General features: G+C 42.1%; 18 protein-coding genes. 9 read left to right on the forward strand and 9 right to left on the reverse strand.

What is annotated here, in order from left to right; translation table 11 throughout:
• Positions 1–162: 162 nt before the first annotated feature.
• Genes addB through MHH26_RS03145 form a run of 5 tightly spaced genes read left to right on the forward strand, consistent with a single transcriptional unit; the run spans position 163 to position 12,267 of the window.
• Positions 163–3,672 carry a helicase-exonuclease AddAB subunit AddB gene (addB, locus tag MHH26_RS03125; RefSeq protein ID WP_334748548.1) on the forward strand — a complete coding sequence of 1,170 codons (3,510 nt, stop codon included), beginning with the start codon at positions 163–165 and terminating at the stop codon, positions 3,670–3,672.
• Positions 3,650–7,354, forward strand: coding sequence for a helicase-exonuclease AddAB subunit AddA (gene addA / locus MHH26_RS03130; RefSeq protein WP_340972293.1), 3,705 nt, complete (start codon positions 3,650–3,652; stop codon positions 7,352–7,354). Before addB ends, addA begins: the two co-directional genes overlap by 23 nt.
• A gap of 26 nt (positions 7,355–7,380) precedes the next feature.
• The gene (sbcD, locus tag MHH26_RS03135) at positions 7,381–8,556 is read left to right on the forward strand and encodes an exonuclease subunit SbcD (RefSeq protein ID WP_340972296.1); all 1,176 of its coding nucleotides are present in this window, start codon (positions 7,381–7,383) and stop codon (positions 8,554–8,556) included.
• Positions 8,553–11,948, forward strand: a complete 3,396-nt coding sequence (sbcC, locus tag MHH26_RS03140) for an exonuclease subunit SbcC (RefSeq protein WP_340972298.1) — start codon at positions 8,553–8,555, stop codon at positions 11,946–11,948. The genes sbcD and sbcC overlap by 4 nt, the downstream gene beginning before the upstream one ends.
• A gap of 19 nt (positions 11,949–11,967) precedes the next feature.
• Positions 11,968–12,267, forward strand: a complete 300-nt coding sequence (locus MHH26_RS03145) for an HNH endonuclease (protein WP_334748553.1) — start codon at positions 11,968–11,970, stop codon at positions 12,265–12,267.
• Positions 12,268–12,313: 46 nt separating this feature from the next.
• Here MHH26_RS03145 and MHH26_RS03150 read toward each other — a convergent pair whose 3' ends face one another.
• The 8 genes from MHH26_RS03150 to MHH26_RS03185 all read right to left on the reverse strand — a co-directional run bounded on the left by MHH26_RS03150 (position 12,314) and on the right by MHH26_RS03185 (position 15,780).
• A complete protein-coding gene (locus MHH26_RS03150) occupies positions 12,314–12,532 on the reverse strand; it encodes a spore germination protein (RefSeq protein WP_003211468.1) in 219 nt (72 codons plus the stop codon).
• Positions 12,533–12,554: 22 nt separating this feature from the next.
• Entirely contained in the window at positions 12,555–12,986 is a 432-nt protein-coding gene (locus MHH26_RS03155) for a spore germination protein GerPE (RefSeq protein WP_106041519.1), read from the reverse strand.
• Positions 12,986–13,162 (reverse strand): germination protein GerPD, encoded by a 177-nt coding sequence (locus tag MHH26_RS03160; RefSeq protein ID WP_003210893.1) that lies wholly within the window; start codon positions 13,160–13,162, stop codon positions 12,986–12,988. The genes MHH26_RS03155 and MHH26_RS03160 overlap by 1 nt, the downstream gene beginning before the upstream one ends.
• Positions 13,159–13,773 carry a spore germination protein GerPC gene (locus MHH26_RS03165; RefSeq protein ID WP_095284995.1) on the reverse strand — a complete coding sequence of 205 codons (615 nt, stop codon included), beginning with the start codon at positions 13,771–13,773 and terminating at the stop codon, positions 13,159–13,161. Before MHH26_RS03165 ends, MHH26_RS03160 begins: the two co-directional genes overlap by 4 nt.
• A 31-nt stretch (positions 13,774–13,804) precedes the next feature.
• Positions 13,805–14,038 (reverse strand): spore germination protein GerPB, encoded by a 234-nt coding sequence (locus MHH26_RS03170; protein WP_034663458.1) that lies wholly within the window; start codon positions 14,036–14,038, stop codon positions 13,805–13,807.
• A gap of 14 nt (positions 14,039–14,052) precedes the next feature.
• Positions 14,053–14,274: a spore germination protein gene (locus MHH26_RS03175; RefSeq protein ID WP_003211745.1), complete on the reverse strand. Its 222-nt coding sequence runs from the start codon at positions 14,272–14,274 to the stop codon at positions 14,053–14,055.
• A 127-nt stretch (positions 14,275–14,401) separates the two neighbouring features.
• Positions 14,402–14,563: an aspartyl-phosphate phosphatase Spo0E family protein gene (locus MHH26_RS03180; RefSeq protein ID WP_012009503.1), complete on the reverse strand. Its 162-nt coding sequence runs from the start codon at positions 14,561–14,563 to the stop codon at positions 14,402–14,404.
• Between the two features lie 122 nt (positions 14,564–14,685).
• Complete coding sequence (locus tag MHH26_RS03185) at positions 14,686–15,780, reverse strand: CotH kinase family protein (RefSeq protein ID WP_340972302.1); 1,095 nt, start codon at positions 15,778–15,780, stop codon at positions 14,686–14,688.
• Positions 15,781–15,985: 205 nt separating this feature from the next.
• On the opposite strand from MHH26_RS03185, the gene cotG reads away from it, so the two are divergent.
• The 3 genes from cotG to MHH26_RS03200 all read left to right on the forward strand — a co-directional run bounded on the left by cotG (position 15,986) and on the right by MHH26_RS03200 (position 18,039).
• Positions 15,986–16,546, forward strand: a complete 561-nt coding sequence (gene cotG, locus MHH26_RS19220) for a spore coat protein CotG (protein WP_400559102.1) — start codon at positions 15,986–15,988, stop codon at positions 16,544–16,546.
• A gap of 126 nt (positions 16,547–16,672) precedes the next feature.
• Entirely contained in the window at positions 16,673–17,578 is a 906-nt protein-coding gene (locus tag MHH26_RS03195; protein ID WP_106041523.1) for a fumarylacetoacetate hydrolase family protein, read from the forward strand.
• A gap of 92 nt (positions 17,579–17,670) precedes the next feature.
• Positions 17,671–18,039 carry a YisL family protein gene (locus MHH26_RS03200; RefSeq protein WP_334748569.1) on the forward strand — a complete coding sequence of 123 codons (369 nt, stop codon included), beginning with the start codon at positions 17,671–17,673 and terminating at the stop codon, positions 18,037–18,039.
• A 38-nt stretch (positions 18,040–18,077) separates the two neighbouring features.
• Here MHH26_RS03200 and MHH26_RS03205 read toward each other — a convergent pair whose 3' ends face one another.
• Positions 18,078–18,605 (reverse strand): DUF2777 family protein, encoded by a 528-nt coding sequence (locus tag MHH26_RS03205; protein WP_106039541.1) that lies wholly within the window; start codon positions 18,603–18,605, stop codon positions 18,078–18,080.
• A 156-nt stretch (positions 18,606–18,761) separates the two neighbouring features.
• Here MHH26_RS03205 and asnB point away from each other — a divergent pair, with 156 nt between their 5' ends.
• Entirely contained in the window at positions 18,762–20,603 is a 1,842-nt protein-coding gene (gene asnB, locus MHH26_RS03210; protein WP_307499431.1) for an asparagine synthase (glutamine-hydrolyzing), read from the forward strand.
• Positions 20,604–20,616: the final 13 nt, after the last annotated feature.

Genomic DNA, 20,616 nt, shown 5'->3' on the forward strand with positions numbered 1-20,616 from the left:
TGCCAGCCTCCTTTTTGTTCATGATGGTTTATGATATGAAAAGAGTGAGGAAAGGTGCCTATGTTATTTCAATCAGATAGGAGAACGGGAACGTGATAGGAAAATAGCTATTTCCCTTTATTTTCGCTAGAATATGAGTACATAAGAAAGGTGTTGTGGAACGTGGAGATTCAGTTTTTAGCAGGCAGATCGGGGAGTGGAAAAACGACTGCAATCTTAGAGGAAATCAAAGAACAGCTTCGGCTTGATCCGTTGGGTCCGCCAATCATTTTTTTAGTCCCGGATCAAATGACATTTTTAATGGAATATGAGCTTGCAAAAACGTCTGAAGCTGGCGGAATGATCAGGGCCAAAGTATTTAGTTTCACACGTCTTGCTTGGTCTATTTTACAGCAGACTGGCGGAGCGAACCGGCAATTTGTGACAAGCACAGGAATTCAAATGCTTTTAAGAAAAGTGATTGAAGAGCAGAAAGAAAAGTTTAAAGTATTCAAAAAAGCGAGTGATAAGCCGGGATTTGTGGAGCAAATTGAAAAGACGATGGCTGAATTCAAAAGGTATTGTATGTTGCCGGAGGATATTGAAAAAATTTCAATGTCGAGCATGTATTCAGAGTATACAGAAGAAAGACGGGCAGCCGAAAAATTGCATGATCTGCATGTTCTTTATCAGCAGATGGAGCAGCATTTACAAGATGAATATGTGCACTCAGAAGACTATTTGACACTTCTCACGCAGCAAATTCCTTCATCTGAAGAAATAAAAGGAGCACACATTTATATAGATGGTTTTTATCAATTTACACCGCAGCAGCTTCTTGTCATTGAACAGCTCCTGCTGCATGCAGCAAAAATAACTGCTGCTTTCACAGTGGATCGCTCCTATCATGATAGGCAGCCAAATGAACTTGATTTATTTCGTATGACAGGGAAAACGTATTTCCAGCTCTATCAGCTTGCTAGAGAGTGCGGAGCTGACATTTCTGAAAACCTTTTGGAAAGAAATAACCGGCACATTTATACACCAGATCTTGCTTATTTAGAACACCAATATGAGCAGAGACCAGTGCAGCCATATCAGGAAAACACCCCTCATCTCACAGTGTCTAAAAGTGCAAATAAACGAGCTGAAATTGAGGGTGTAGCGAGAGATATACTTGATTTAGTGAGAGAAAAAGGACTTAGATTGAGAGATATCTCAATTGTTGCACGGCATGTAGACGACTATAAAGATACGTTAAAAGAGGTTTTTCGAGATTACGATATTCCTTTTTTTATTGATGGAAATGAATCGATGCAGTATCATCCGCTCATTGAATTGATTCGTTCGAGCTTGGATGTCATAAAGGGAAACTGGCGGTATGAAGCGGTATTTCGCTGCGTGAAAACAGAGTTCTTATTTCCGCTTGAACTCGCTAAGAACAAAGCGAGAGAGCAGGCAGATCAGCTCGAAAACTATTGTATTGCTTATGGTGTAAAAGGAGAACGCTGGACAAACGGTTCCCGGTTTCATTACAGGCGCTTCCAATCATTAGATGAGGATTTTGGACAAACAGATCAAGAAATTGAAATGGAACAAATGCTAAATGACGTCAAAGAATGGATCGTGCCCCCGCTTTACCAGTTGCAGAAAAGGCTCAAAAAAGCGCAAAAGGTAAGAGACATGGTAGAGGCTGTCTATGTCTTTTTAGAAGAGATACAAGTACCAGAGAAGCTTGAAAAAGAGAGGCTTGAGGCTGAAGAAGCAGGTAGATTAGCTGAAGCAATGCAGCACGGACAAGTATGGGATGCGGTTATTCAATTAATGGATGAATTTGTTGAAATGCTAGGTGAAGAAGAGCTCTCATTTCCTTTATTCCAACAAATGATGGATACAGGATTAGCTTCTCTAAAATTCGCTTTGATTCCGCCTTCACTCGACCAAGTATTTATTGGAAGTATGGATTTATCGAGAATGTATCAAGTGAAGTGTACGTTTATCGTTGGTGTAAATGATGGCGTTATTCCCGCACGCCCCTCTGATGAGAGTGTATTGTCTGAGGATGACCGTGAATGGTTAAAACGAGCAGGAGCAGAGCTGGCAGAGACAGGAAAGGAACGGCTGCTAGATGAGCAATTTTTAATTTACCAAGCGTTATCGAGTCCATCACGTCATTTGTATCTATCCTATTCGGCTGCTGATGCAGAAGGACGTTCTCTTTTGCCTTCGACACTCATCAAGTATTGCCAAGAGCTTATGCCAAATCATCAGCAGGCTCTTTATGTGTTAGATCCAGAACAACTGGATGACGAGGAGCAATTAAAATTTGTAGCGAATGAGCATGTTTCGTTATCGTATACCGTCTCACAGCTGCAGCAATGGCTCAATCAATATCCCATTAGTGGTGTATGGTGGAGTGTCTATAACTACTTAATGACATCTCCTAATCGAGATGTATCAAAAAACATCATGTCAAGTTTGTTTTTTACAAATCGAGCGAAGCCATTAAAGCCTAATGTCACAAAAGAGCTTTATGGTGATCATATTCAGGGCAGTGTTTCAAGAATGGAGAAATTCAATGCGTGTGCATTTTCTCATTTTGCTTCCCATGGGTTAAAACTAAAGGATCGACAATTTTACAAATTGGAAGCACCTGATATCGGCCAGTTGTTTCACTCGGCTTTAAAACATATTTCAGATACGCTTGTTGAACAAAAAAAGGATTGGAAAAACCTAACGAAGGAAGATTGTGTCACTTATTCAAAACATGCGATTGAACAGCTTGCTCCGCGTCTTCAAAAGGAAATTCTATTAAGCTCTAATCGGCATGCTTATATTAAAGAAAAGCTCCAGAAAATCTTGATTCGAGTCTCTTCTATATTAAGTGAACATGCCAAAGTGAGTGGATTTTCTCCAGTAGGGCTAGAGTTAGGATTTGGGGGGCAAGGGCCATTGCCGCCGTTTACTTTTCAATTAAAGAATGGCTGCACGATGGAGCTTGTCGGAAGAATTGACCGGGTAGATAAAGCAGAAGGTTCAAAAGGGCTGCTCTTGAGAATAGTCGACTACAAATCCAGTGAGAAAGGTCTTGACTTAGCAGAAGTATACTATGGGCTTGCCTTGCAAATGCTCACTTACTTAGACCTGACCATTACGTATTCGAAAGAGTGGCTCGGGGTTGAAGCGACGCCTGCTGGCATTTTATATTTCCATATCCATGATCCGCTCATTCAAGCACCTATTCCGCTTGCAGAGGATGACATTGAGCAGGAAATATTCAAGAAATTTAAAATGAAGGGTTTATTGCTTGAAGATGTAGAAGCAGTAAAGCTCATGGATCAAACGCTTGATTCAGGTAGATCACAAGTCATTCAAGCCGGCTTGAAAAAGGATGGGTCTTTCCGTTCTGACTCTGCAGTTTTAAGTGAAGATCATTTCCATATACTCACACAACACGTTCGGCGCACATTTGAAGAAGCAGGCGAAAGAATTACAAATGGAGAGGTCGCAATTAATCCATATAAATTGAAGGATCAAACACCTTGCCGCTTTTGTTCATTCAAGTCTATTTGCCAATTCGATGAATCAATAGAGGATAATGATTTTAGGGTGCTCACCTCTGAGAAAGATGATGTTGTGATAGACCGGATCAAAAAAGAAGGGGATCAGTATGCAAATACCAAAACCGAATAACAGTACGTGGACGGATGACCAATGGGAAGCCATCGTTTCAGAAGGACAAGATATCTTGGTTGCGGCGGCGGCAGGGTCAGGAAAAACAGCTGTTTTGGTTGAACGGCTGATTCGAAAAATGACCCGGCCTGAACATCCAGTTGATGTGGACCGTCTGCTCGTTGTGACTTTCACAAATGCATCTGCGGCAGAGATGAAGCATCGGATTACAGAAGCACTTGAAAAAGAATTAGCCAAAAACCCTGGGTCCCTTCATATGAGAAGGCAGCTGTCCCTCATGAATCGTGCCAATATTTCTACCTTGCACTCCTTTTGCTTGCAGGTTTTGCGCACCTTTTACTATGAAATTGATCTTGATCCAGGCTTTCGTTTGGCCGATCAAACAGAAGGAGAATTATTAGGAGATGAAGTGTTAGATGAACTGTTCGAGGATGAATATAAGGCTGGAAAGCCATCATTCTTTGAACTGGTTGATCGTTACACTTCTGACCGCCATGACTTAGATTTGCAATGGCTTGTGAAGAGAATTTATGAGTTTTCTAGGTCTCATCCTTTACCTGAGCAATGGATGAGGGCATTCCTTTCACTTTATGATGTAAATGCACAAACAAAAGTAGAAGAATTACCGTTTTATCCATATATCAAAGAAGATCTTTCTCTCGTTCTCCGGAGCTGCCAGGAGCTGCTTGAACGAGCTCTTTCGCTATCAAAAGAGCCGGGCGGCCCAGCACCGAGAGCAGAGAATTTTATAGATGATTTAGAGCAAGTCGATGAATTAATCTGTCATCAAGATGATTTTGAGGAGCTTTACGAGCTTTTGCCGAACGTCAATTTTAATAGGCTCAAAACGTGCAAAGGGGATGAATATGACCCTGTTTTGTTAGAAAAGGCCACAGATGCACGTAATCAAGCAAAAAAACAACTAGAAAAGCTAAAAGATGAATACTTTATGCGCAGTCCTGCCCAGCATTTAAAAAGCTTAGCTGAAATGAAGCCAGTTGTGGAGACGCTTGTAGAGCTTGTGATCCAATTTGGTGAGCGTTTCGAAAGAGCGAAGCAGGAAAAGTCAATCGTCGACTTTTCGGATTTAGAGCACTATTGCTTACGCATTTTAGCGGAGCAGGATGCAGAAGGACATTTGATCGAAACAGAAGCTGCTAAGTACTATCAACAGCAGTTTGAAGAAGTGCTCGTTGATGAATACCAGGATACAAACCTCGTACAAGAAACGATTTTAAAGCTTGTGTCTAAAGGGGAACATTCTGCAGAGGGCAATCTGTTTATGGTTGGTGATGTAAAGCAGTCCATTTATCGTTTTAGACTGGCTGAGCCCATGCTCTTTTTAAACAAATATAAACACTTTCAACCAGACGGCAAAGAAACAGGGAAGAGAATTGATTTAAATAAAAACTTCCGAAGCCGTTCAGATGTTTTAGATAGTACGAACTTTTTGTTCAAGCAACTGATGGGGGAAACAGTTGGAGAAATTGAATATGATGAACAAGCTGAATTAAAGCTTGGAGCGAGTTATCCAGAAAGCAAAGATACAACGACAGAAATGCTCCTTGTCCACTTAGATCAGCAGGAAGCGGAAAGCGACGAAGAGCGAGAAGAACTTGAGACCGTCCAATTTGAAGCGAGAATCATTGCTAAAAAAATAAGAGAATTGGTGGAGCAGCCATTTCAAGTGTACGATGCAAAACAGCAAATGACCCGTAACTTGCAGTATCGTGACATTGTCATTTTGCTTCGGTCTATGCCGTGGGCTCCGCAAATGATGGAAGAATTAAAGAAGCAGGGAATCCCTGTATATGCGAATCTTTCCTCTGGTTATTTTGAAGCAACAGAGGTGTCTGTCATTCTTTCTTTGTTAAAAGTCATCGATAATCCGTATCAGGATATTCCGCTTGCAGCTGTTTTAAGATCACCTATTGTTCATTTAGATGAAAATGAAATGGCACTTATTCGAACGAGTGATAAAAAAGGCACTTATTATGATGCTGTAAAGGCATTCATGAGTGTGACGCATTCAGATCACCCTACATGCAAAAAATTAGAGCGATTTTTCCAATTGCTGCATAAGTGGCGTGATTTCTCCATCAATCATTCGGTGGCAGAATTAATTTGGGAAGTCTACCGAGATACGCAGTATCTTGATTATGTTGGCGGGATGCCTGGAGGTAAGCAGCGGCAGGCGAATCTTCGTGCCCTTTATGATCGAGCCAAGCAATATGAAAAAGCTGCCTTTAGAGGGCTATTTCGATTCCTTCGTTTTATTGAAAGAATGCAGGAGCGTGGAGATGATCTTGGTGCGGCAAAAACGTTCAGTGAAACAGAGGACGTTGTGCGCATGATGACGATCCACAGCAGTAAAGGATTAGAATTTCCAGTCGTCTTTACTGCAGGACTCGGCAGGAACTTTAATATGATGGACTTAAACCAGTCCTACTTACTTGATAAAGAGCTAGGCTTTGGAAGCAAGTATATCCATCCTGAGCTGAGAATTAGTTATGCGACATTACCGCTTGTGGCGATGAAAAAAAAGATGAGAAAAGAGTTATTATCTGAAGAGCTGAGGGTCCTATATGTGGCGCTCACAAGGGCTAAGGAAAAATTATTTCTGGTCGGCTCTGTCAAAAATCAGGTGAAAGCATTAAGCAAATGGCAAAATGCCGCGACTGGAGAAGAGTGGCTGCTCCCTGATTTTGAACGTTATCAATCGAAAACATACTTAGATTTTATTGGTCCTGCTCTCATCCGTCATCAAGCGATGTCATCTATTTTAGAAGAAACAGGCGATGTTGTTCTTTCGCATCCGTCCACATTCACCATCTCATTTACTCAAGCTTCTGATCTTCTAAAGGAAGATATGTCACTTGAAAAGAAGCAGCAAGACGAGGTAGTACAAGCATTGATGGATGGTCTGCCTGTTGAAGGATATGGTGATGCTGATGAGAAGGTGGCAGAGAGACTTTCATGGAAATATCCATATCTAGCGGCCTCGCAAGTCGGCACAAAGCAGTCTGTTTCCGAGATAAAAAGGATGAAAGAAATACAGGATGAGTACAGTGTTCCTTCTTCTATTCGAAAAGCTCGTGCAACATTGTATGACCGGCCGGCTTTCATGAAGAAAAAAACACTCACTGCCGCAGAACAAGGCACCGCAATGCATACAGTCATGCAGCATATCACGCTTCCTTCTGAGGAGCCCTATGATGAATCACGTATAAGGCACCTGCTCGAATCCTTACAGCAGCGAGACTTGCTAACAGATGAGCAAGTCCGGTCAATTGATCAAGAAGGAATTGCTGCTTTCTTCTCTACTTCAATTGGCCAAAAACTGCTGAAAGCGGACTGGGTAAAACGAGAAGTATCATTTAGTATGGTGTTACCTGTTAAAGAGGTATACAGTCATATTGATACTGAGGGAGAGCCTGTTCTGATTCAAGGAATGATTGACTGTTTATTTGAAACAGATGGAAAGCTATATTTACTAGATTATAAAACGGATAGAGTGCAAGGCAGATATACAGGCGGACTTGACGCTGCTGAACCTATCTTGAAAAAGCGCTATGAAACCCAAATAGCGTTATATGCAAAAGCAGTAGAGCGTTTGACAAACAGAACATTAGAGGAGAAAATTCTCTATTTCTTCGATGGGAATTTAGAAATCTCTTTATAAATGTATCGGAATGAGAGGTGAATCACATGAGGATTCTGCATACAGCGGATTGGCATTTAGGGAAAACCCTTGAAGGTCGAAGCCGGCTTGATGAGCAAGCACAGTTTTTAGATGAACTGTATCAAATCGTGAAAGACGAACACATTGATGTCATTGTGATGGCCGGTGATGCCTTTGATACAGTGAATCCGCCTGCTAGAGCAGAGCAGCTTTTTTATGAAAGTCTATCTGCCTTATCTGATAAAGGAAAACGGCAGGTAGTGGTCATCTCAGGCAACCACGATAATCCGGATCGCTTATCAGCCGCATCTCCTTTAACAAATGATCAGGGGATTCATTTAATTGGATATCCGACAAATGACATCATCCGTGTCGATGTTCCTTCTTCGAGTGAACATTTATCCATTGCAGCACTCGCTTATCCGTCTGAGGCGAGACTAAATGAGGTGCTGGCTGAAACATTTGAAGAGAAAGTGCTTCGTGATCATTACAATTTAAAAATTCAACAAGCGTTTCAACATTTAAGTACTCAATTCCAGCCGGATACAGTTAATATTGCAACAAGCCACATTTATGTGGCAGGAGGAAGTCAAACAGATTCAGAAAGACCGATTGAAGTAGGCGGCGCATATACCGTTGCGGCTGAAAGCCTGCCAGAAGCAGCTTGCTATGTTGCACTTGGTCATTTGCACCGCCCGCAAACGATCAAACGTGCCAAAACGATTGCCCGGTATTCTGGATCACCTCTTGCTTATAGCTTTTCTGAATCAGGCTATGCCAAATCAGTCACAATTGTAGAGGCAAAACCTAATGAAAAGGCAAGCTGGAAAGAAGTGTTTTTATCAAGCGGAAAACCACTTGTGAAATGGAAGGCGACTGAGGGACTGAGTCAAGTGCACGAGTGGCTGGATGAAAAACGTGATCTTCAGGCGTGGATTGATTTAGAGATTCATTTAACAGACCAGCTCTCTATTGAAGAGATTCATCAGCTCCGTAAGCAGCATAGTGGGTTTGTACACATTCGACCAAAGTTCAAAGAACTACAGCAAATAGAAGAGCAAAAGCAAGTGGAAAAGCTCTCGATCGAAGAGCGGTTCGTGAAATTTTATGAGCGCCAGACAGGTGGCGGTTTACCCGATGAAAAAACAGTCAAACTGTTTTTAGAGCTAGCCAATGAAATGCAAGAGGAGGAAGCGACTTGAAGCCGATTACGCTGACCATTAAAGGACTTCATAGCTTCAGAGAAGAACAAACAATTGACTTTAGCTCATTATGTGATGCAGGTGTGTTTGGCATATTTGGACCGACAGGAAGTGGAAAGTCGTCCATATTAGACGCCATGACCCTGGCACTCTATGGCAAAGTGGAACGTGCGTTAAATAATACACATGGTATTTTGAACCAAGCGGAAGAAAAGCTGTCGGTTTCCTTTACATTTGCTTTGCAAAAGGAACACCATATTTCTTATAAAGTGGAACGTGCTTTCAAACGAGCGGATGAAATGAAAGTCAGAACGACATTATGCCGCCTGATTGAAATCGGTGATACGCAGACCGTTCTCGCAGATAAAGCGAGTGAGGTCAATCGTAAAGTAGAAGAATTACTCGGATTAACCATTGATGATTTTACGCGAGCGGTTGTCTTACCTCAAGGGAAATTTGCAGAATTTCTCTCCCTAAAAGGGGCAGACAGACGTCAAATGCTTCAGCGGTTGTTTAACTTGGAAAAGTATGGGGACCAGCTCGTCAAGCGTTTGCGTGCAAAAGCTCAGAATCAATATGGGCAAAAAAATGAACTGCTGGCTGAACTGAATGGTTTAGGGGAAGCTGGCCCAGAGGCGCTGGCAAAAGCAAAGGAAGCAGCAGAGCAGGCAAAAGCCATTTTTCATGAGAAAAAACAAGCGCGGGACGAAGCGTTCACTGCTTTTACAAAGGCGCAAGCGATCTGGCAGTATCAAAAGGAACAAGAAGCTTATGAGACTGAACAAAACAAACTGAATCTACTGGCACCATCAATGGAAGAGAAAAAGGCCAAGCTCAATATCGCAGAGCAGGCAGAGGCGCTAAAGCCCTATGCGGATGCATTAACAAAGGCTGAAAAACAGCTTTCTCAAGCATCAAAGGAGAAGCAGGAAGCAGAAAAGCAGCTGCTGCATCAACGAACGATCTATGATCAAATGACGCAGGAGTATGAGCAAGCCCGGCAAAAGAAAATAGAGACTGAGCCAGAACTTCTCCAAAAGAAAGAGCAGCTGATTCATCTAAAGGAAATTGAAAGAAAAAAAGAGACAGCTCTTCAGGAAAAGACAGGAATAGAACAGCAAAAAAATGAAAAAACGCAGCAATTCATACAAAAGAAAAAAGAAGCGGACAATCTTCAATCTCTATTAGAGCGTGCACTGACGAAACAAACACAGCTGAAGCATGAGCTGGAGCAGTTACAAGTTTCAGTAAAAGAACGGAAAAGTGTACAGGATGCTTTACGTTTAAGTGAAAATGTTGAAAGAATAAACCGCAGCATTCAAAAAGAAAAGCAAAAGCTGGAGGAGCTCAAAAAGCGAGCCTCACAGACTTCAGAAGCATATGAAAAGCTTCAAAAACAGCAAAACGACCATCATGAAAAAATAGACCAATCGTTTCAAGCAATTGAACACCTCTATTTTTATGTATGTGAATTCGAACGAGCTCTAACAGAATGGAGTAAAAAAGAACAACATCAGAAGCTCGAAAAATTAAAACAGCGTGATGTTGTAAGGGCGGCTGAATTAAGAAAAGAATTAGCGGCAGAGCTAGTAGATGGTGAGCCATGTCCGGTTTGTGGATCAATTCATCATGATTCAAAGGCTTTGGAATCCAATGACCATGAAGAAACCGTGGCACAAGTCGATGAAGTCATTCAACGGATGGACAAAGAGCTCAAGCAGGCAGAGGAGTATGCGAGAGACATGTATGCCGCAAAGCAGCTCCTCGAAACGAATGCCAATCAATTAGTGAAACAATTTGCTTTCTTATCTCAGAAAGCCCCGGGAGCGGAAGTAGCTGCAGCAGTAGAAACCGTACAAAATCCGCAGTCTTTGCAGGATTTGATGCAAGAATGGAAAGGCATAAAGCAGGATATTCAAGAAGTTGAACGTAAACGAGCTCGTTTAATGGATGAAACGCATAATCAAGCAGCAGAGATGAGCAAGATGAAAGAGCAAATGACTTTTGAACAGCAGCGCATCGAAGAATTAGAGGTGCTGATCAAAGAGCTTCAATCTGAGCTTTCAGAGCAAACGACTCAATTTGAACAGGCCTTCCCTCATTTTACATTGAATCAAGTACAAGAGCTGCAAAAGCAAATCGAAGAAAAGGACCAACAAGCGGAAGGCTATAAAGAACGTATTGAGAAAAGCATTTCGTTTTTGGAAGAAAAACAGCTAGCAAAAGAGCAGCTGCAGACAGCGATATACAATGTCGAGAAAGAACTTGATAAACTAGCGCATCAGCTAGAAAGTCAGCATCAGCTTATCCATCAATATGAAACAGATTTAGGCCGATATCCATTAAAAGCTGCCTCTATTTCTGATGAACTTATTGAGGTTGAGCATTCTCTTGCTCTTCTTAATGAAAAAGAACAGCAATCGTACAAGCAATTGCAGCACGCGCAGCAGTTGTTTAGTGAGGCGCAAAGCCATTTTTCAAGCAGTGAGCGTCAGCTTCAAGAGGCGAACCGGCGAAAACAAGAAGCAGAAGCAGCATGGGAAAAAGAAACAGAATCCTCTCCTTTTCATATGCCGCAGGAAATTGAGTCTGCTTCAATGGAACAGGCAGTACGTCAATCGGTCAAACAGGAAATGGAGGAATTTGAGGATAAAAGAAAGGAATGTGCAGCAAACTTAAAGCGAATTTCTGAATTACTGAAAGAAGAGTCGCTGGATGAAAAGCAGTGGACTGACATTCAGCACAGAAAAGATGCAGCTGAAAAAGCATTGGAAGAAGCGACAGCAATGAGTGGGTCCGCACATGAACACCTGCGTGTGATTGAAGAAAATCATTGCCGCTTTGCAAGTATTCACGAACGCTTGGAAGCACTGCAGCAAGAAATTGATCGCCTCGATAAACTGCAAACCGTTTTTAAAGGGAATACGTTTGTTGAATTTTTAGCAGAAGAACAGCTGGAAAGTGTCAGTCGTGATGCATCCGCCCGCTTGGGTATGTTGACGAGACAAAGATATGCGATTGAGGTCGACTCAGAAGGCGGCTTTGTTATGCGTGATGATGCAAATGGTGGTGTCAGGCGTCCTGTGTCCAGCTTGTCCGGCGGGGAAACCTTCCTGACATCGCTGGCGCTTGCCCTTGCTCTTTCTGCACAAATTCAGCTGAGAGGTGAATTCCCGCTGCAATTCTTTTTCCTTGATGAAGGATTCGGTACGCTCGATCAAGACTTGCTTGATACGGTCATTACCGCATTAGAGAAACTGCAGTCTCACAATTTAGCAGTTGGTGTGATTAGCCACGTGGAAGAATTGAAAATGAGACTGCCGAAAAAACTGATTGTCCATCCAGCAGATCCAAGCGGGAAAGGGACAACGGTCTCAATGGAATTAATGTAAATGTTGAGGTGATGACAGGGTGGCAAAGCAAACCATTGGATTATGTGAGCTGTGCGGAAGACAAAATGTCATGCTCACAGAACACCACTTAACACCAAGAGAAGAAGGTGGGGCTTTTTTACCGACTGCCTTCCTGTGTATCCCCTGCCATAAACAAGTGCATGCACTCTTTACAAACCAGGAGCTTGCCGCACGCTTGAACACACTTGATGCACTAAGGCAGGATGAAAAGCTTGCTTCGTACATCAAATGGATTCGAAAACAGCCGGCAAGCAAGCTGGTTAAAACAAAAAAATCGAGACAACGCAGAAAAAAATAAGCATAAAAAGCGCTCCTCTAAATGAAATGACTGTAGAGGAGCTGCTTTATGCATTGCCTACCATATTCTGATCATTTAAGTCAGGATCCACATAGTTGGTGGCGCTAATGCCATTATTTAATATCAAGAAATCTCCGGTATTTCCCGCTCCAGAGCCTAAAGCAGATTTTGACGAACTTTTAGGCGACAGGTAGAATGAGTCACCGACGTTTACGACGCCTCCAGAAATAGAGTTAATGTAAATGGGTCCGACAATTGCTGGCATAATCGACATCCTTTATTCGAAGTCATATCACCATCATATGCGTAGGTAGGTCCATTTGTGAGTTTGGCGGACTTTCGTCGTTGCTAAATAACTCTCGAATATGCTTCACTCTTGCAACGCCATTCACTCCACACGTAGAGCCAATTTGATAAATAGAAGAGGACGAAACCCCTTCGACAATGACGGAAGACACTTTAATCACAGGCTTTTCATGGTAAAAAGCTGTTCTGACGAATCGTTCCGGCAGCATCAATGGAATAGGCTCATAATACACTTCAAATTCTTTCGCATCTAAGTTTTCTGCTTCATTGCCATAAAACAAACTAATGGTTCGTTGAACAGCTAACACCTTGACCTTCGGGCATAGCTCCTGTGTATCACCGATTTGAACAACACTTGAAATCCCGACAGAATTCACCTTCGTGAACTTCACTTGAGATGTGCGCTTTATCATTATCGAGGTGCCAGAGGAACAAACGGGCCAATGATAAGAGATTCTGGCGGTGTATCAAAAATGGAAGATAATTGTACATGATCTGTGTCCCCGATGATAAATAGGGAAGAGGACGAAACCCCAACTACTTTAATGCTTCCGGTCTCGATGTTGCGGTTGACGACTGTGAAATTCATCCGTTTTCCTCTCCTTTCGTTTCATTTGGAATATGGGCTAAGAAGTGCTCAATCGCCCGTTTGACATCATGCTTTACATATTCAGCAATTTGCTCTGAACGCTGCAGCGGGGTCATATCTTCCCGGTGCGGGAGCTGTCCTGCATAGTATTTGATTCTGCTGTCAATTTGCTTGCGAATGTCCTCAATGATGTGGTGTTTGTTGCTCTCATCAAGAGACCCTTCATATCGCTGCTCTAGCTCTTCAAGAAGTTCTGGCGCTTCTTCGTTTAAGAATGCGTCGACAAGCTGGCGTGTTTGATTGAAAAATTGATCAGCCATTTCTTGCTGCATCATTCCAATGCCCGGGGTTGTTGTTTGGCCCACTTCAAAGTTTTGAACACTGTTTGGATCAGATGGATTGAGGCCGATGTTCAGTGTGCCTTCAAGCCGCTCGATTTTCAGTTGATCAAATTGATAATCAATCCGTTCAATCGTCGTTGTCGGTTTATCTTTGATCATTTGCATTTCCTGCTGAAGCTCGTTAAGCCTTTTTTCAAGCATCATAATTTTTTGTGTTTGCTTTTGAATGATGCCATGCACCTGTGAAGCGTTGCTTTGATAATCATACATTGACATACACCTCCGGGGATTGCAGATGAACTTAAGTTGTTGGTGACTGAAGCGGTACAAAAGGTGTTGTGCTTGCGCCTTGGGATTCTTCAATTCCTTGTGTGCCTGCTGCGGCAGGTGCTGCTTCTACGTAGCTGCCCGTGTTATACAGATTAGAAAGAGCTTTAATTGAACCAGCGCTCCCAATTTGCAGCACAGAGGAGTTACTTACAGACTCTACACGCAAATAATTAATTTGTATCGCTTGATTAATATAGAAGTTCAACGGATTCTCACTCCTTACAAGTTACCAACAAGCGGTTGATCAATGACATCACTGTCGTACGTATTTGTCACACTTTTATAGTTGCTAATGCGCAATTGATCACCAGTGTTAAAACTGCCTGCGCCAGCAAACGTTTTAACCTGACTATTTGGAGAAATGGTGATGCAGTCTCCAACATGAACGACTCCGCTCGTTCCGACGGCATTTACTTTAAAGGCTCCAACAATAGCCGGCATAGCGGTGCACATCCTTTATAAAAATAAGGCACTTTGTTTTTGGGCGTTTCACCATAGCTTATGATGGGTCTTTTAATGTGTGATTGTCTTTTTGAAAGCTTTTGATGAGAGGAATTAGGTGTATGGTTTACCCTTTTTTAGAGCATTCATTCGAGGTGTATTTGATGCCTTTATTTAAGAGTGTATCAAGCTCTTGACTGCACCTGATGGTTTCTTCGGCATTCATCCCGAATTTTTTTGCTGTCTCAATTAAATGTAATCTTTTTTGTTCAATTTCATAATTGATCATAACGGACGCCAACTCTCACATTTTTTATATAATAGAAGGATATGGTTAGTATACCCTATTTTTCTATAAAAAAAGCTGTTTCGTCAATATGAGTAATAAAGTGACAAAATTCGAAAGCGTCCTTACTTGCCATATATCTCTTTTCTTATTTCAGCCTGTAAATAACGTCGTCTTTTGTTGATATACTGCCGGATGACCTCTCGTTCTGATTGTAGGATGTCTTTTCGATCTCTTGTATAAGGATCATCTCCAATTCGGTTCTCGATAGAGGCATGCCATTTCTCGATGATTGGACAAAGCCGGTCTTCTAAAAAATGTGTATCGAGTACATGCTGAAAAAGCGTGTAATAGGATCTCTTAAAAGAAGGGATATCTAGTAACCTAGCAGTTAAAGTATTAAAGCCGTTTACTGGAATATAATCAAATGCCATTTCTTCTCCATGAATGTCACGGCCCCATGTCGCATCATAATCCCAAGGAAGTACTTGAAATTTTCCTTGTTCATTCACATAAAGAGCGTAGTTATGGACAAAGCCATCAAAGTTTTGTGTGCACACTACACCAATGAGCCAGCGGAAATACTGTGTTACATCTAGGTATTGCTCAATTTTTTCTGCAAATATGTCATCTTTTGCTGTGTTGAGAAAGTAAATAAATTCACTCAGCTGCTGATCGTGTTGAGAAGTCCCCGTTTTTTTCTCGTACCCGAGGAGGAGGTGTTTTTTGGGCTTTTTATCAAACGAACTCAAAAGGGAGAAGTTGGCATCGTCATCGACTGCATAATAAATGCCGCCTCCTGAAAGCTGCCTTTTCTGAAAAAAGTGCTCATCAACAGATTCTATTTTTAAATAAATGCCTTCTTTTCTTCCGTTTATAGTGAGAAACACATGAGAAGCAGCAGGGCTTAGCACCCCTATCTGCTCGAAGAAATAAAAGGACAGTCTGTTTCGGATAAACGAGGGGTCATTGTATTCTGCATTTAAATGAAAGATAGATTCGCCTTGTCTTTGCTTTGGCTTTCGATATTCAATTTGATAGGACTTTTTTTTCAGCTTTCTAATGTGAGACCCGCGGTATGAAGCATAAATGTGTGATTTGGTCTGGCCGGTTTTCAAAATGGCCTCAACAGGTTCATCGTTCCATATGTCTTTTCTTAATTCAATCAAGTCCTTTGGATGAATCCAAATATCTATTTGCTTTAAAGGTTCTGTGGTCATGCGTTCATCAGCCTCCTATGCTCTTCTTTACGATATGAAAGTGAAGGAATGTCCTGTACCCGCTTGTTAGGTATTCATGGAGTTTTAAAAGAAAGGGGCATCCGCCAAGAACACTTGTCTACCAAGTCTCGTAACATAAAGCAGAGAAGATAAACAGCTTGATCTGTTTGTTTTGTCAAAGTATAGACTGGGAGGGGAATCGTTCGTGAGCACATTTGATCATTCACATATTGAACATGCAGTGGATTCACTTCGAAGTGAAGGACGTGATCATCACTTAGATCGTGAACCAGAATCGAGACGATCGCACAAGTCAGCACGTTCTCGCCATTCAAAACGCCGTCATTGGTTCTTTGGTGGAGGCGGATGCCGTAAATCACACCGCAGTAAAAAAAGCTACAAGAGCTATCGTTCGAAAAAAAGTCGCTGTTCAAAGAAAAGCGTGAAAAGTGAGAAACCATGCAAAAGTAAAAAGTCGTGCAAAAGCAAGAAATCTTGCAGAAGTAAAAAGAGTGAACCGAAAAAATCATGCCGCAGCAAACACAGATCCCATCATAAGAAAAGCTGCCGCAAGTCACATCGCAGCCATCGATCTAAACGATCTCATCACCATAGAAGCTGCCATCGATCTAAACGTTCTCATCACCATAAACGCAGCCGCTCTTGCAAAAGATGTGGAAAGAAAAAGCATCATTCCCACAGCAGAGGAAATGTTGATCGCAAATGGGACCAAGGGAACATGTGGGAGTATCGCCGCTACCGCTAAACATCAGATCATCTTTTTTGAAACCCTTTTTAAAAGAGAGTATGATAAAAAAGGGTTTTTTTTATTTCATAGAGAAATAAAATGAGACATCATCACTTAGCGAAATGAAGATTGTGAGGGGAAGACATGAAGTTTTTTACAGGTGAGATACATAGCAGAATGTTTATTGGGGTAGTGATTGATGATGAATGGGTCATGGACGTCAAAAAGGCAGAAGCCAAATTATTTGAGCTTGAGACACTGCCAAACTCTTTAGCTGAATGTATTCATATGGGGGACAAGTTTGTTGAGCATGTCAAACAGCTCCTTGACTGGGCTGAGAAAAAAGAAGAAGACCGCGGTTCTTATGTATATCCGCTTTCGGAAGTGAAACTCCATGCGCCGATTCCAAAGCCAGCTAAAAACATCATGTGTGTTGGAAAGAATTATCAAGATCATGTCATGGAGATGGGAAGTGCAGCGGATATTCCTAAAGATGTGATGATCTTTACAAAGGCACCTACTTCAGTCGTTGGACATGAAGCGGATATTCTCCTTCATGAAGATGTGACCAGTGAGCTGGACTATGAAGGGGAGCTTGCGATCGTGATGGGCAAATCAGGGAAGAATATTGCACCTGAAGAGGTCCGTGATTATCTATTCGGTTACACCATTTTAAATGACGTAACGGCAAGAGATTTGCAGAAAAAACACAAACAATTTTTCATAGGTAAAAGCTTAGATACAACCTGCCCGATAGGACCTTATATTGTGCATAAGTCAGTGGTCGAGGATCATGGTGCGCTCCATGTGGAAACAAAGGTAAACGGAGAGGTTCGTCAGTCTGCCAGTACAGAATTAATGATTTTCTCCATCGAGAATATTGTTTCTACTCTTTCAAAAGGGATGACACTAGAAGCTGGTGACATCATTGCAACGGGAACACCTTCTGGGGTTGGCAAAGGCTTTGAACCGCCTAAGTTCTTAGCTTCAGGGGATCGAATTGACATCACGATTGAGCCTATTGGAACGCTATCGAATCGCGTCAAATAAAGAGTGCGATGACACAGGATTGTCGCTTTGTGTTCGACTTATTTCGTGGTACGATGAGAAGGTAATTGTTCTGATAAAGGGGGAAATAACAGATGGGAACGCATTTACATATTACAGCATGGGTGCTAGGGATTATTTTATTCTTCGTTGCCTTTGCTCTAGCAGGTAAAAATGACAAAGGTGCTAAAATTGTGCACATGATTGTCAGACTATTGTACTTGATCATTATCGCAACAGGCGTAGAGCTGTATGTTCGCACAGGAATGAAAATTCCAGGTTTCGGTGGCGAGTATATCGGTAAAATGATTCTCGGTATCTTTGTGATCGGCTTCATGGAAATGGTTCTTGTACGCAAGAAAAAAGGAAAATCGGTGACTGGTGTATTGATTGGTTTTATCGTGTTCGCGATTGTGACCATTCTTCTCGGTTTACGTCTGCCGATCGGTTTCCATATCTTTTAACATAAAAAGGGCATTGCTTATACGAAGCAGTGTCCTTTTTATATGCCATCAAATTGCGAAACCGACCGGTAACCGTCAGAAGTGGTCCATTCAAAACGAATTTGACCTGCGGCGGAGTCATGGTGACATTGAAGGGCAAGTGATTGTGAATCTGTCGAAAACTGAAAGAAAGAAACTCGTTGAAAAGAATGAAAGGAGGAGAAAACACAATCGTAGACGGAAAAACCAAGCTGCTCTACCTGTGCAATGATTTCAAAAAAAACGTTTTCAGGAACGAACATCAGTAGGTCAAGCCATCCTTTCGCAAGTGATGCCGTATATTGAATCACTTCACCGCCTTGTACTTCTACTAGCTGCCCACTTTCATGAAGTATCATGGATCCGAGCAGTTCCCCTTTGGTCCACCTGCCATTTTCCTTCAAACAGATCATCGTGCTTTGAAGACTTTCTGGCAGCATGATGTCTCCTTCTTCATCTTCAATCAAGCAATGCCCGTTTTCAATCAGTAAATACCCGCTGCACCATCTTCGACTGCAGCGTTCAAGCTGCTTCATTCGTTTTTCCATTTGCAAAAGCTCCTTTCCTCTTTCTTTTCTTACCAAATCATGCTTGTCCTATACGCCCGAGAAAAAAAGGACAAATCAACTATCAAGGAGACGATGCATAAACTAAGAAAGGCTGAATGAGAACACTTGAGGAAAAACGGATGGGAGCTGATGATGATGTGTGGAATAACAGGCTGGGCAGACTTTAAAAAGCAGCTCATCCAACAGGATCATGTAATCAATCAAATGACAGATACATTATCTAAAAGAGGGCCAGACGATACAAATACGTGGAAAAGTGAGCACGTTCTATTTGGGCATAAAAGGTTAGCGGTTGTAGATGTAGAAGGCGGAAAACAGCCGATGACATATACACATCAAAACCATGCTTATACCGTTGTATACAATGGAGAGCTCTATAACACAGAAGATATAAGAAAAGAATTGTTAAAAAGGGGCCATCGCTTTCTTGGACATTCTGATACAGAGGTTCTTCTTCACGCCTACACAGAATGGAAGGAAGAGTGTGTGTCCCATTTTAATGGTATTTTTGCATTTGTGATCTGGGATAGTGAGCGTGAATTATTATTTGCAGGGAGAGACCGGCTCGGCGTCAAGCCATTTTTCTATACAGAACGTCATCATTCCTTTTTATTTGGTTCGGAAATCAAAGCGCTACTTGCTCACCCTGATATGAAAGCAAAAGTCGATCATGAAGGATTATCGGAGATCTTTGGTTTAGGACCGTCTAGAACACCAGGGCAAGGAGTGTTTAAAGGGGTAAAAGAGCTGAGACCTGCTCATGCTTTGACTTTTTCAAAAGACGGACTGCGTGTGTGGAGATACTGGAATGTCAAAAGCAAGACGCATACGGACTCACTTGATGACACCGCCCAGCACGTCAAGCATCTCTTTACAGATGCCGTCACAAGACAGCTCGTTTCTGATGTGCCTGTTTGTACATTTTTATCGGGTGGCGTCGATTCGAGTGCCATTACCGCCATTGCCGCTAAGCACTTTGAGAAAATAGGGAAAGCACCGCTTCATACGTATTCGGTTGACTACGAAGGAAATGATCAATTCTTTGAAGCAAGTCAATTCCAGCCGAATGCTGACGGTCCATGGATTGACCGCATGACCAAGGCGTTTCAAACGAATCATCACAGCTGCGTCATTGGACAAAAGGAGCTGGCTGCTTATTTGAAGGAAGCGGTTGAGGTCCGAGACTTACCGGGTATGGCAGATATTGATTCTTCTTTGCTTTGGTTCTGCCGAGAAATTAAAAAGGACTTTGTTGTCGGTTTGTCAGGTGAATGTGCGGATGAAATTTTTGGAGGTTATCCTTGGTTCCATGCGGCAAATGAAACGAATGGTTTTCCTTGGATGAGATCGACGGAAGCCAGAACGCAGCTCTTACAAGATTCGTGGCAAAAGAAGCTGTCACTAAGAGAATATGCACAAAGCAAATATGAAGAAACCGTGGCTGAAACGCCTCTTTTAGATGGAGAAACTGGAGTGGATAAAGCCCGAAGAGAACTTTTTTACTTAAATATGGTCTGGTTTATGACAACGCTGCTAGATCGAAAAGACCGAATGAGTATGGGGGCGAGTCTTGAGGTACGTGTGCCATTTGCAGACCATCGCCTTGTCGAATATGTGTGGAATATTCCTTGGGAAATGAAAATGCATGGAAATCGTGAAAAAGGGGTTTTACGAAAAGCATTAGAGGGAATTTTACCGAATGAAGTGCTTTATCGCAAGAAGAGTCCTTATCCGAAAACACATCATCCAGCCTATACTCAGGCTGTGAAAGAGATGTTAACAGATTGCCTTGCGCAAAAGGATTCTGTCCTTCACGAATTTCTAGATGCACATCAATTAAACCAGCTGATTGAAACGGAAGGAGCCTCCTTTCAAGTGCCTTGGTATGGCCAGCTCATGAAGGGCCCGCAGTTAATCGCTCATCTGGCGCAGATTCATCATTGGTTTGAAACGTATCGAATTGATATAGAAGCGTAATAAAGGGTCGGCT

This window comes from Bacillus sp. FSL K6-2839, from assembly GCF_038003365.1.
Taxonomy (GTDB): Bacteria; Bacillota; Bacilli; order Bacillales; family Bacillaceae; genus Bacillus.

What these genes read in the sequence shown, in the direction of transcription:
- addA (WP_340972293.1), top strand. Translation starts at nt 3,650, where the DNA reads ATGCAAATACCAAAACCGAATAACAGTACGTGGACGGATGACCAATGG.
- sbcD (WP_340972296.1), top strand. Translation starts at nt 7,381, where the DNA reads ATGAGGATTCTGCATACAGCGGATTGGCATTTAGGGAAAACCCTTGAA.
- MHH26_RS03150 (WP_003211468.1), bottom strand. Translation starts at nt 12,532, where the DNA reads ATGCCAGCAATTGTCGGACCCATTTACATTAACTCTATTTCTGGAGGC.
- MHH26_RS03155 (WP_106041519.1), bottom strand. Translation starts at nt 12,986, where the DNA reads ATGATAAAGCGCACATCTCAAGTGAAGTTCACGAAGGTGAATTCTGTC.
- MHH26_RS03160 (WP_003210893.1), bottom strand. Translation starts at nt 13,162, where the DNA reads ATGAATTTCACAGTCGTCAACCGCAACATCGAGACCGGAAGCATTAAA.
- MHH26_RS03165 (WP_095284995.1), bottom strand. Translation starts at nt 13,773, where the DNA reads ATGTATGATTATCAAAGCAACGCTTCACAGGTGCATGGCATCATTCAA.
- MHH26_RS03175 (WP_003211745.1), bottom strand. Translation starts at nt 14,274, where the DNA reads ATGCCGGCTATTGTTGGAGCCTTTAAAGTAAATGCCGTCGGAACGAGC.
- MHH26_RS03180 (WP_012009503.1), bottom strand. Translation starts at nt 14,563, where the DNA reads ATGATCAATTATGAAATTGAACAAAAAAGATTACATTTAATTGAGACA.
- MHH26_RS03185 (WP_340972302.1), bottom strand. Translation starts at nt 15,780, where the DNA reads ATGACCACAGAACCTTTAAAGCAAATAGATATTTGGATTCATCCAAAG.
- MHH26_RS03195 (WP_106041523.1), top strand. Translation starts at nt 16,673, where the DNA reads ATGAAGTTTTTTACAGGTGAGATACATAGCAGAATGTTTATTGGGGTA.
- MHH26_RS03200 (WP_334748569.1), top strand. Translation starts at nt 17,671, where the DNA reads ATGGGAACGCATTTACATATTACAGCATGGGTGCTAGGGATTATTTTA.
- MHH26_RS03205 (WP_106039541.1), bottom strand. Translation starts at nt 18,605, where the DNA reads ATGGAAAAACGAATGAAGCAGCTTGAACGCTGCAGTCGAAGATGGTGC.
- asnB (WP_307499431.1), top strand. Translation starts at nt 18,762, where the DNA reads ATGTGTGGAATAACAGGCTGGGCAGACTTTAAAAAGCAGCTCATCCAA.